Raw genomic sequence first — 10,313 nt, forward strand, 5'->3', positions numbered from 1 at the left:
AAGCCGACCGTCCTTGGTCGGCGCGATGCCGCGGGGGCAATTGGCGCACGTATAGTATACGCCCGCAAAAAACCGCGTCAAGTCCGGGATTCCCGGTCCCCGGCCGACCGCTTGGCGGAGCGGCGGGCCGGGCGGCGCAAAAAAGGGAGGCCGCCCGTCCGGACGGCCTCCCCGATTCGGAATCGAATGATCCCGGCAGGTTAGAACTTGACGTTCTTCGCCGCCTCGATGGTCTTCTCGAAGTCCTCGTCCGCGTGGGCGAAGGAGGTGAAGGCGCACTCGAACCCGGCCGGGGCCAGGTAGATGCCCTGGTCCATCATCTGCCGCCAGTACGTGGCGAAGGTCTTCTGGTCCGCCTTGGCCGAGCTGGCCATGTCGGTGACCGGCTGGTCGGTGAAATAGAGGGTGAAGGCCGAGGCGATCTGCTGGACGCAGACCGGGTGGCCCTTGGACGCGAGGATGGCGGCCAGTTCGTCGGTGAGGGCCTTGGTTTTGGCCTCCAGGGCGTCGTAGTCGCACTCGGCCAGCCGGTTCAGGGTGGCCAGCCCGGCGGCCATGGCCACGGGGTTGCCGGAGAGGGTCCCGGCCTGGAACACGCCGCCCACCGGGGCCATGTGCTCCATGATCTCGCGCCTGCCGCCGTAGCAGCCCACCGGGAAGCCGCCGCCGATGATCTTGCCCATGGTGGTCAGGTCCGGGGTGATGCCGAAGCGCTGCTGCGCCCCGCCGGGGGCCACGCGGAAGCCGGTGATGACCTCGTCGAAGATGAGCAGGGCCCCGTACTTCGTGCACAGGTCCCGGAGGCCCTGGAGGAAGCCGTCCCTGGGCAGGACCAGCCCCATGTTGCCCGCCACGGGCTCCACGATGACGCAGGCGATCTCGTCGCCGCAGGCCTCGAAGTGGGCGCGCACCGCGTCCAGGTCGTTGTACTGGGCGAGCAGGGTGTGCATGGTCACTTCCTCGGGCACGCCGGGCGTGCCGGGCACGGTGGCGGCGGCGGAGCCCGCGGCGGCCAGGAAGGCGTCGGCATGGCCGTGGTAGTTGCCGATGAACTTGACGAACTTCTTGCGCCCGGTGCAGCCGCGCGCCAGCCGCAGGGCGGACATGGTGGCCTCGGTGCCCGAGGAGACCATGCGCAGCATCTCCATGGACGGGACGAGCTTCGTGATGGCCTCGGCCAGGGTGACCTCGCCCAGGCAGGGCGCGCCGTAGCTGGAGCCGTGGTCGATGGCCGCGTGGGCGGCGGCGGACACGGCCGGGTCCTGGTGGCCCAGGATCTGCGGGCCCCAGGAGTAGACGTAGTCCACGTACTTGCGGCCCTCCACGTCGTAGAGGTACGCGCCCTTGGCGTTTTCGATGAACACGGGCTCGCTGTTGACGTAGCGGCAGGCGCGCAGGGGCGAGTTGACGCCGCCGGGCATGAGGGTCTGGGCCTTGGCGTAGAGGGCTTTCGAATCCATGGGTGATGTCCTTTTATTTGAAGTAGACCATGGAGGTCTTCTTGAGTTCCTTGAGGGAGTTGAGCACGCAGTTGTCGGTCAGGCCGGTCAGCTTCTCCAGCACGGCCACCACCTCCTCGGCGTGGCCGGGGCGCTCGCCGTGAATCATGGTGTAGAAGTTGTAGGTCCACTCCGGATAGGTGCGGCGGATGTAGCAGTGGGAAATCTCAGGCCGGGAGCTGAATATCTCGCCCACCTCGTCGCGCCGCTCGGTCGGCACGCGCCAGGCCACCATGGCGTTGTGGCCGTAGCCCGCCTTCTGGTGCCGGAGCGTGGCCCCGAAGCGGCGGATGATCTTGCGCCGCTTGAGGTCCGCGATGAGGTCGATGACGGTCTGCTCGTCCACGCCCGCCGCCTCGGCGATGGTCAGGAACGGCCGCTCGGTATCCGGCAGGTCGGTGCCCGCCAGCGCCAGGATCTTCTGTTCGGTCTCGGTGAATTGTATGGCCATGGCTGTGGTCTATACCGTTCCGGGAGGCGGGATGCAACCGGTGCGCGTCCCGAATCCGGCGCATTGACCCTTGCCAGCGGAGGGCGCGGCACGTAACGTTGCGTCCCCAATGCAACATCCAAGGAGAGATCCATGAAAATAGCCGTACTCGGGGCCGGAGCCTGGGGCACCACCCTGGCCGACATGCTGGCCAAGACCGAGATCGAGACCGTGCTCTGGGCGCGCGAGGCGGATGTCGTGGCGGACGTCAACGAGCGCCACGAGAACGCCGCCTTCCTGCCGGGCGTGACCCTGACCGACCGGCTCCGGGCCGAGAGCGACCCGGCCAGGGCCTTTGCCGGGGCCGACTATTTCCTGCTGGTCATCCCCAGCCAGTTCATCCGGCCCGCCCTGGCGGGCTTTCGCGACGCGCTGCCCGACCGGCCGGTCATGGTCTGCGCCTCCAAGGGCATCGAGCTGGACTCCCTGGCCCCCATGAGCCGGGTGGTGGCCGAGGCCCTGGAGGGCAAGCGGCCGCGCTACGCCTCGCTTTCCGGCCCGTCCTTCGCGGCCGAGGTCAGCCGGGAGATGCCCACTTCCGTGTCCCTGGGCTGCGAGGACCACGAGCTTGGGCGCGAGCTCCAGGCCGCGTTCTCCACCCCGTTCTTCCGGGTCTACTTCACCCCGGACTACCGGGGCGTGGAGCTGGGCGGCGCGGTCAAGAACGTCATCGCCATCGCGGCGGGCATCGCCGACGGCCTGGGCTTCGGCCACGACGCCCGGGCCGCGCTGATCACGCGCGGGCTGTCCGAGATGTCCCGCCTGGGCATGGCCATGGGCGGCCAGCAGCGGACCTTCATGGGCCTTTCCGGCATGGGCGACCTGGTCCTGACCTGCACGGGCGACCTGTCGCGCAACCGCCAGGTGGGCCTCAAGCTCGGTTCCGGCATGAAGCTCGACGCCATCATCGGCGAGATGCGGGCCGTGGCCGAGGGCGTCAAGACCACCCGCGCCCTTTATAATCTTTCGCAGAAGCTCGAAGTGGAGTTGCCCATCACCGAGCAGGTCTATAGTATCCTGTATGAGGACAAGGACCCGGCCCGGGCCGTCAAGGACCTGATGAGCCGGGACCTCAAGGACGAATAGCCAACCCCGAGGAGCCGCCATGCGCCCGTTTCTCCTGATCTGCCTCCTGCTCTCCCTGCTGCTGGCCGCGAGCTGCTCCAAGCAGTGGTCCAACCCCGAATCCGGGGACAAGCGCCAGTCCGAGGCCAAGTTCAAGCAGGACTCCCTGGACTGCGACGTCAAGGCCGGCGAGCGGTTCCCCCTGGACAAGCGCCGCCAGCTTGAGGTCTACGACCAGTGCATGGAGGACCGGGGCTGGGCGCGCAAGGAGGCCGAAATCCGTTTCGGCAGGCATTAACGGCCCTGCGGCCTCAGGGGAGGGATGATCCCATGGACGAACGGCCCGTGCTCGTGCTCGGCTCCACCGGCTACGTGGGTGGACGGCTGGTGCCGCTCCTGCTGGAGCGGGGCCATCGGGTCCGCGCGGCCGGGCGCAGCGTGGAGAAAATCCGCTCGCGCCCCTGGGCCGACAACCCCATGGTCGAGGTCGTGCGCGCGGACATGCACGACGCGGCCTCCCTGCTGGCCGCCGCAAAGGGATGCCGGGCGGCCTTCTACCTGGTCCACTCCATGAGCCGCCCCAGCCGCGACTTCGCGGCCGAGGAGCGGGACGCGGCCTACAACATGGTCCGCGCCGCCTCGGGCTCCGGCCTGGAGCGGATCATCTACCTGGGCGGCCTGGGCGAGGACCACAAGGACCGGCCGCTCTCCAAGCATTTGCGCTCCCGTGCCGAGGTGGCCCGCATCCTGGCCCTTTCCCCGGCGCGGGTGACCACCCTGCGCGCCGCCCAGATCATCGGCGCGGGTTCCTCCTCATTTGAACTCATCCGCTACCTGGGCGACCGGCTGCCGGTCATGCTCACGCCCGAGTGGGTGCGCACCCGGACCCAGCCCATCGCCATCCGCAACGTCCTTGGCTACCTGGCGGGCTGCCTGGAGAACGACGCCACCGCCGGGCTGACCCTGGACATCGGCGGCCCGGACGTCCTGTCCTACACCGAGCTTTTCCACCTCTACGCCGAGGTGGCCGGGCTGCCCCGGCGGCGGATCATCCCCGCGCCCTTTCTGACGCCCCGGCTCTCCTCGTTCTGGGTGTCCATGTTCACGCCCGTGCCCATGTCTCTGGTCCGCTCCCTGGTGGAGGGGCTGCGCAACGAGGTGGTCTGCCGCGACAACGCCATCCGCGAGCTGGTGCCCCAGAAGCTCCTGACCTGCCGCGAGGCCATCCGCCGCGCCGTGGACAAGACCGCCCAGCAGCAGGTGGAGACCTGCCTCTTCGACGTGGGCAGCGCCTGCATGCCGGAGTGGGCCGGGGTGAACGACCCGGACTATGCGGGCGGCACGCGCTACGAGATGGGCTACCGCGCCCGGCTCCAGGGCGATCCCGAGCAGGTCTGGCAGACCGTGGCCCGAATCGGCGGCGAGAGGGGGTGGTACTACGGCGATCCCCTGTGGCAGCTCCGGGGCTTCATCGACCGGCTCCTGGCCGGGCCCGGCACCCGGCGCGGGCGGCCCCACGGCGACGGCGTGCCCAGGGTGGGCGACGCCCTGGACTTCTGGCGCGTCATCGCCAGCGATCCCGGCCGCAGGCTGCTCCTGCTGGCCGAGATGCGGCTGCCGGGCGAGGCGTTGCTGGAGTTCAGGCTCAAGTCCCAGTGGGACAACGCCGTGGATCTGTCCATGACCGCCAAGTTCCTGCCCAAGGGGCTTTTCGGCATCCTCTACTGGAAGGCCATGTACCCCTTCCATCTCCTGCTTTTCAGCAACATGATCGAGAACATCTCCCGCCGGGCGGGCACTTTCCTCTACGAGCCGCCGGAGCGGATCGAGTCAAAGAAGTGACCGGAAATACTACTGAAAACGTCACCGACGTGCTGGCCGGGGAGACGACCCGCGAGCTGCGCGCCGGGCGGACCACCGGCACCTGCGCCACGGCCGCGGCCATGGCCGCGCTGCGCTGCCTGCTCACGGGCGAGCGGCGGGCCGCCATGTCCGCTCCCCTCCCCGCGGGCGGCGTCCTGACCGTGCCCGTGGCCCGCATCGAGCGCGAGGGAGCGGCGGTGCGCGCAACGGTCCTCAAGGACGGCGGCGACGACCCGGACGCCACCCACGGCTGCGAGATTCAGGCGCTGGTTGCCCTGGAGCCCGGCGACGGGCCGCTCGCGGTCGCCGTCGACGGCGGCCGGGGCGTGGGGCGGGCCACCCTGCCGGGGCTGCCGGTGCCCGTGGGCGCGGCGGCCATCAACCCGGACCCCCTGCGCCAGATCGAGGCCGGGGTGCGCATGGCCGCGTCCGGGCTCGGCTCGGGCCGGGTCCGCGTGCTGGTCGAGGTCCCGGAGGGAGAGGCCATCGCGAAAAAGACCATGAACCCGCGCCTGGGCATCCTGGGCGGCATCTCCATCCTGGGCACCCAGGGCATCGTCCGGCCCTATTCGCACGACGCCTGGACCGCCACCATCGAGGAAGGCATGGACGTGGCCCTGGCCCTGGGGCTCGACCACGTGGTCCTGACCACGGGCCGCCGGTCCGAGCGGCTCTTCCTGGACGCGCATCCCGGAACCCCGCCCCAGGCCCTGGTCCAGGCGGCGGACTTCTTCGCCTTTTCCCTGCGCGCGGCGGCCCGCCGGGGCTTCGCCCGCGTCACCTGGTCCCTGTTCTTCGGCAAGCTGGCCAAGCAGGCCCAGGGCATGGAGTACACCCACGCCAAGTCCGACCCCGTGGATTTCGCCCGGCTGGCCGACTGGTGCGCCGAGGCGGGCTGCGACCCGCGCCGCGTCGAGGCGACGCGCGGGGCCAACACCGCCCGCCAGGTCCTGGACCTCCTGGCCGACGACCCGGCCCGGCCCGCCCTGGTCCGCCTCCTGGTGGAGCGCGCCAGGGAGTCCGCCAACGCCTTCGGCGGCCCCGCTCTGGCCGTGGGCTACGCGGTCTTCGACTTCGACGGCGCCCGGCTGGGATAGCCCGCCTTTTTCCTCTTCCGCATCGGGCCGGGAACTGGTACCAACGGGGGTACCATGTCAGCAACCGTCGCCTGCTACGCCCTGACCCGCCGGGGGCTCGAACTCGCCGTGCGCCTCGCCCAGCGCCTCGGGGGCGAGGTTTTCGCCCCGCGCCGCTTCCGTGGCGACATGGCCGCCCACGCCTTCGACTCCCTTTCCGAACTGGTGGCCGAAACCTTTCCCCGTTACCGCGCCCATGTCTTCGTGGCCGCCTCCGGCATCGCGGTCCGGTGCATCGCGCCCCACCTGCGGGGCAAGGACGTGGACCCGGCCGTGGTCTGCCTGGACCAGTACGGCCGGTTCGCCATCAGCCTGCTTTCCGGCCACCTGGGCGGGGGCAACGAGCTGGCCGAGCGCTGCGCGAACATCGTCGGGGGCCAGGCCGTCATCACCACGGCCACGGATTCGGCCGGACTGCCCTCCCTGGACATGCTGGCCGTGGCACGAGGGCTGTCCATCGGCAACCTGGACCGGGTCAAGACGGTCAACGGGGCCATCCTGGACGGCCGGGCCGTGCAGGTCTTCGATCCCGACAACTGGCTGGGCGCCAGGGGCGAGCACTGGGCCGCGACCGTGGATTCCTCGGCGGACTGGTGGCCGGGCGAGCCCGGCGTCTGGGTCTCGGTGCGCGAGGATTGCCCGGACGACGGGGCCCTGCGCCTCTATCCGAGGGCGCTGATGCTCGGCGTGGGCTGCCGCCGGGGGACCGGGGTGGACGAGATCTTCAGCCATATCCAGACCGTGATGCGGAACAACCACTTCCCCCTGTCGGCCGTGGGCGGGCTTGGCAGCGCCGAGGTCAAGGCGAACGAGCCGGGCATCCTGGAGGCCGCCGCCCGCCTGGGCGTGACCCCCGTCTTCTTTTCCCCGGAGCGGCTGGACTCCGTGAACGTGCCCAGTCCGTCATCCATTGTACGCCAGCACATGGGCGTCGGCTCGGTCTCCGAGGCGGCGGCCCTGCTCCTGTCCGACGGCGGGGAGCTGCTGGTGCTCAAGACCAAGACCGAAACCGTGACCCTGGCCGTGGCCAAGGTGAAAAGGCAGGCATAGATGCTGACAGCCGTGAGCCTCGGCCCCGGCGATCACTCGCTGCTCGCCCCGGCGGCCCGCGAGGCCATCGAGGCGGCCGAGGTGGTGGCCGGATACAAGGGCTATGTGGAGCTGGTGGACCCGGTGCTGCTTGAGGGCAAGACCGTCATCTCCACCGGCATGACCGGCGAGGTGGAGCGGGTGCGCCGGGCCGTGGCATGCGCCCGGGAGGGCCGCCGCACCGTCATGGTCTGCAGCGGCGACGCGGGCGTCTACGCCATGGCCGGGCTGCTCCTGGAGGTCCTGGAGGCCGAGGGGCTGCTCGGGGCCGTGCCCTTCGCCGTGGTGCCGGGCGTGCCCGCCTTCGTGGCCGCCTCGGCCCTGCTCGGCGCGCCGCTGATGCACGATTTCGCCTCCGTGAGCCTGAGCGACCTGCTCACGCCCTGGGAGGTCATCGAGAAGCGGCTCAGGCTGGCGGCCGAGGCCGATTTCGTCCTCGCGGTCTACAACCCCCGCTCGAAGAAGCGGCGGGACCACTTGGCGCGCGCCCTGGCCGTTGTCGGCGAACACCGAGCCCCGGAGACGCCTGTGGGCATCGTGGAGCGGGCCTACCGCACGGGCCAGGCCGTAACCCTGACCACCCTGGGTGGGGTGGACCCGGGCGTCGTGGACATGCAGACCGTGCTGGTCATCGGCAATTCCGCCACCCGCCGGGCGGGTGATTTTCTACTGACCCCGCGCGGTTACGACCGCAAGTACGACCTCGCCGCAGACCCGGGCTCCCAGGAATAATCCTTGCCTAGGAAGGGCTTTTTCAGGTAAAAGCAAGCGTCTACGATGCCACCCCCTGCTTGACAGGGGGGGGATACTTATTTATCCCGCATAAGTAGAGAGTGTGATTGTTCATTTTTTTGCAACAGGAGGAAGTAGGTTCATGAAAAAATCTCTGATGATTGGCCTGATGGTCGCGGCTCTGGTCTGTGCTTTCGCGCTGCCGTCCGTCATCGCCGGCAACGCCCCGGCTGACACCATGACGCTGGCCGTGCCCGCCGGCGCCAAGGCCACCAAGACCGCGGTGACCTTCCCGCACAAGAAGCACGAAGCCGTTGCCGACTGTCTGGTCTGCCACCACAAGGCCAAGGACAAGGCCGCCATCAAGGGCTGTGTGGCCGAAGGCTGCCATGCTGACGCCGCCGCCGCCGCCAAGAAGGATCCCAAGGGCTTCTACCAGGCTTGGCACAACAAGGATGCCGCCAACTCCTGCCTGGGCTGCCACAAGGCCAAGGGCAAGGGTCCCAAGGGCTGCAAGGACTGCCACCCCAAGAAGTAGTTCCATAGGGTGATTCGAGGGGGGGCTGTCACACAGCCCCCCTTTTTTCCAACCGCTTCCAGGGAGGAATCCATGACCCCGGCCCCGCCGCCTCCGCCCAAAGACGATACCGTCGATGTCAACGACCTGTTCAGCGAAGCCCCTGAAAACGAGGCGCTGGACACCGACAATCTCGACGCCGATTTCGAGCAGGAGCTCGAAGACCTCTTCTCCGACGATCTGGAGGAGGAGCAGGCGGCCGCCGACGAATCGGACGACGTCGCGGACGAGCCCATCGTTCTGGACGACCTCATGGCCGATGACGGGGGCGCGCAGGATGACGACCTGCTGGTTCTGGACGACGAGGCCGCGGATGAGGCGGCCGACGACGACCTGCTGACGCTCGACGACGAGATCGGGGGCGAGGCGGACGACGACCTGCTGATCCTGGACGACGTGGTGGCCGAAGAACCCGCCGTGGAGCCGGACGCCGACGAGGTCGCCGCCATGGTGGACGACATCGCCGAGGACAACGAGCTCCTGCCCGAGCCCGATGCGACGGCCGACGAGGACGTCATCGAGCTGGACGACCTGCTGGAGGAGGCGGAGGACGCTCCCGAGCTGGACGACCTGCTCGGCGAGGGCGGTGAAGAGACCCTGCTCCTGGACGACGTGATCGGGGAGACCCCGGCCGAGCTGGAACTGCCCACCGAAGAAGCGGAAGCGGCTCCCGAGGAGCCCGAGTTGCTGCTGGACGACCTGGCCGAGGAGCCCGCTCCGGAACCCGGAATTTCCCTTGATGGCCTGGCCGATGAAGCGGCCCCGGAGGAGTCCGAGTTGCTCCTGGACGACCTGTCCGGGTCCGGCGAGGACGAGGACCTGGCCGACGCCGCGCTTGAGGACGAGATTTCCCTGGACGCCTTGGCAGACGAAGGCGCGGAAGAAATTTACATCGAGGACGAGGATGCGGGCGACGCGGCCCTGGCGGAGGACGCCGGGAGCGACCTGCCCGTGGACGAGGTCATGTCCGACGACGAGATCGCCATGCTTATGGACGAGCCGGAGGCCCCCGCCGAGCCCGCCGTCGATGACGGGCCGGACCTGGACATCGCCGAGCTGGCCGGGGTGGAGCGGCTGGAGGACGACGACGCCATGGACGACATGGAGAGCCTGCTCGACAACGTTGAAGTGGACGTCTCCGACCTTGTGGACGAGTCCGACGACGCCGAGCTGCCCGATGTGGATGTCGAGGGCATGGACGTAGAGGGCATGGACGTGCCGGGCATGGAAGGGGACTCCGTCTCCGACATGATCGCGGCCGAGGCCATGCCGCCCGACGCTGGCGTGAACCTCTCCGGCGACGTGGAGGTTAACCAGCTCCTGGCGGACGTGCGCACCGAGCCCGCGCCCGACGTGGCCGAGCTCCAGGCCAAGGTGGCCTCGCTGGAGGCGCGCGTGGAGGAGTTGGAGCTGAGGCTGCGCGACGAGATCGCCCAGTTGGTGCCCGCCGAGGCGGCCCGCATCATCCGCGAGGAGATCGCGGCCCTGGCCAGGGACCTGGACGACTAGGCCGAACAAGACCCGCCTTTCATGGCCGGTCCTTCCGCATGGAGGGACCGGCCTTTTTGTTGGGCTGCATCTCCAATGTCCCTCGCGCGCGCCAAGCGGGGGCTCGACAGGCGCAAAAGGACGCGCGCCGTCGTCTTCGGGTTGCGAAGGCAAGGTGCGCTCCCCGCCAACGGGGGAAGGCCCGTTCCCGCCGCCGTGGCTGCCGCCATTGGGACTGCGCGGGGCGAAGAAAAGCCCCGTCCCCTTGCGGGGGCGGGGCCGGAATGGACGGTGCTGTGCGGGCTACTGGACGTAGACCTTGAGGCGCTGGCCCGCGTAGATGGTGCTGCGCGAGCTCAGGGCGTTCCAGCGTT

At 69.3% G+C, this 10,313-nt stretch carries 10 protein-coding genes; 8 read left to right on the forward strand and 2 right to left on the reverse strand.

The window, feature by feature from the left end; translation table 11 throughout:
* Positions 1–200: 200 nt before the first annotated feature.
* Complete coding sequence (gene hemL, locus PHP91_RS07375; protein ID WP_300139111.1) at positions 201–1,460, reverse strand: glutamate-1-semialdehyde 2,1-aminomutase; 1,260 nt, start codon at positions 1,458–1,460, stop codon at positions 201–203.
* A 13-nt stretch (positions 1,461–1,473) separates the two neighbouring features.
* Entirely contained in the window at positions 1,474–1,950 is a 477-nt protein-coding gene (locus PHP91_RS07380) for an Lrp/AsnC family transcriptional regulator (protein ID WP_300139113.1), read from the reverse strand.
* A 132-nt stretch (positions 1,951–2,082) separates the two neighbouring features.
* Between PHP91_RS07380 and PHP91_RS07385 the strand changes: the two genes are divergently transcribed.
* The 8 genes from PHP91_RS07385 (at position 2,083) to PHP91_RS07420 (ending at position 9,960) form a co-directional block, all read left to right on the forward strand.
* Positions 2,083–3,075, forward strand: a complete 993-nt coding sequence (locus PHP91_RS07385; RefSeq protein ID WP_300139115.1) for an NAD(P)H-dependent glycerol-3-phosphate dehydrogenase — start codon at positions 2,083–2,085, stop codon at positions 3,073–3,075.
* A 19-nt stretch (positions 3,076–3,094) separates the two neighbouring features.
* Positions 3,095–3,352 (forward strand): hypothetical protein, encoded by a 258-nt coding sequence (locus tag PHP91_RS07390; RefSeq protein WP_300139117.1) that lies wholly within the window; start codon positions 3,095–3,097, stop codon positions 3,350–3,352.
* Positions 3,353–3,384: 32 nt separating this feature from the next.
* Positions 3,385–4,896 carry an SDR family oxidoreductase gene (locus tag PHP91_RS07395; RefSeq protein ID WP_300139119.1) on the forward strand — a complete coding sequence of 504 codons (1,512 nt, stop codon included), beginning with the start codon at positions 3,385–3,387 and terminating at the stop codon, positions 4,894–4,896.
* Entirely contained in the window at positions 4,893–6,014 is a 1,122-nt protein-coding gene (cbiD, locus tag PHP91_RS07400; RefSeq protein ID WP_300139120.1) for a cobalt-precorrin-5B (C(1))-methyltransferase CbiD, read from the forward strand. The genes PHP91_RS07395 and cbiD overlap by 4 nt, the downstream gene beginning before the upstream one ends.
* Positions 6,015–6,068: 54 nt before the next feature.
* The gene (locus tag PHP91_RS07405; RefSeq protein WP_300139122.1) at positions 6,069–7,103 is read left to right on the forward strand and encodes a cobalt-precorrin 5A hydrolase; all 1,035 of its coding nucleotides are present in this window, start codon (positions 6,069–6,071) and stop codon (positions 7,101–7,103) included.
* Positions 7,104–7,874: a precorrin-3B C(17)-methyltransferase gene (cobJ, locus tag PHP91_RS07410; protein WP_300139124.1), complete on the forward strand. Its 771-nt coding sequence runs from the start codon at positions 7,104–7,106 to the stop codon at positions 7,872–7,874.
* A gap of 142 nt (positions 7,875–8,016) precedes the next feature.
* Positions 8,017–8,412, forward strand: a complete 396-nt coding sequence (locus PHP91_RS07415) for a cytochrome c3 family protein (RefSeq protein WP_300139126.1) — start codon at positions 8,017–8,019, stop codon at positions 8,410–8,412.
* A 72-nt stretch (positions 8,413–8,484) separates the two neighbouring features.
* Entirely contained in the window at positions 8,485–9,960 is a 1,476-nt protein-coding gene (locus tag PHP91_RS07420) for a hypothetical protein (protein ID WP_300139128.1), read from the forward strand.
* Positions 9,961–10,313: the final 353 nt, after the last annotated feature.

Source organism: Pseudodesulfovibrio sp. (assembly GCF_028692895.1).
Lineage (GTDB): Bacteria > Desulfobacterota > Desulfovibrionia > Desulfovibrionales > Desulfovibrionaceae > Pseudodesulfovibrio.

Bases quoted from the DNA above. Each gene is read 5' to 3' on its own strand.
- hemL (WP_300139111.1), bottom strand. From the start codon at position 1,460: ATGGATTCGAAAGCCCTCTACGCCAAGGCCCAGACCCTCATGCCCGGC.
- PHP91_RS07380 (WP_300139113.1), bottom strand. From the start codon at position 1,950: ATGGCCATACAATTCACCGAGACCGAACAGAAGATCCTGGCGCTGGCG.
- PHP91_RS07385 (WP_300139115.1), top strand. From the start codon at position 2,083: ATGAAAATAGCCGTACTCGGGGCCGGAGCCTGGGGCACCACCCTGGCC.
- PHP91_RS07390 (WP_300139117.1), top strand. From the start codon at position 3,095: ATGCGCCCGTTTCTCCTGATCTGCCTCCTGCTCTCCCTGCTGCTGGCC.
- PHP91_RS07395 (WP_300139119.1), top strand. From the start codon at position 3,385: ATGGACGAACGGCCCGTGCTCGTGCTCGGCTCCACCGGCTACGTGGGT.
- PHP91_RS07405 (WP_300139122.1), top strand. From the start codon at position 6,069: ATGTCAGCAACCGTCGCCTGCTACGCCCTGACCCGCCGGGGGCTCGAA.
- cobJ (WP_300139124.1), top strand. From the start codon at position 7,104: ATGCTGACAGCCGTGAGCCTCGGCCCCGGCGATCACTCGCTGCTCGCC.
- PHP91_RS07415 (WP_300139126.1), top strand. From the start codon at position 8,017: ATGAAAAAATCTCTGATGATTGGCCTGATGGTCGCGGCTCTGGTCTGT.
- PHP91_RS07420 (WP_300139128.1), top strand. From the start codon at position 8,485: ATGACCCCGGCCCCGCCGCCTCCGCCCAAAGACGATACCGTCGATGTC.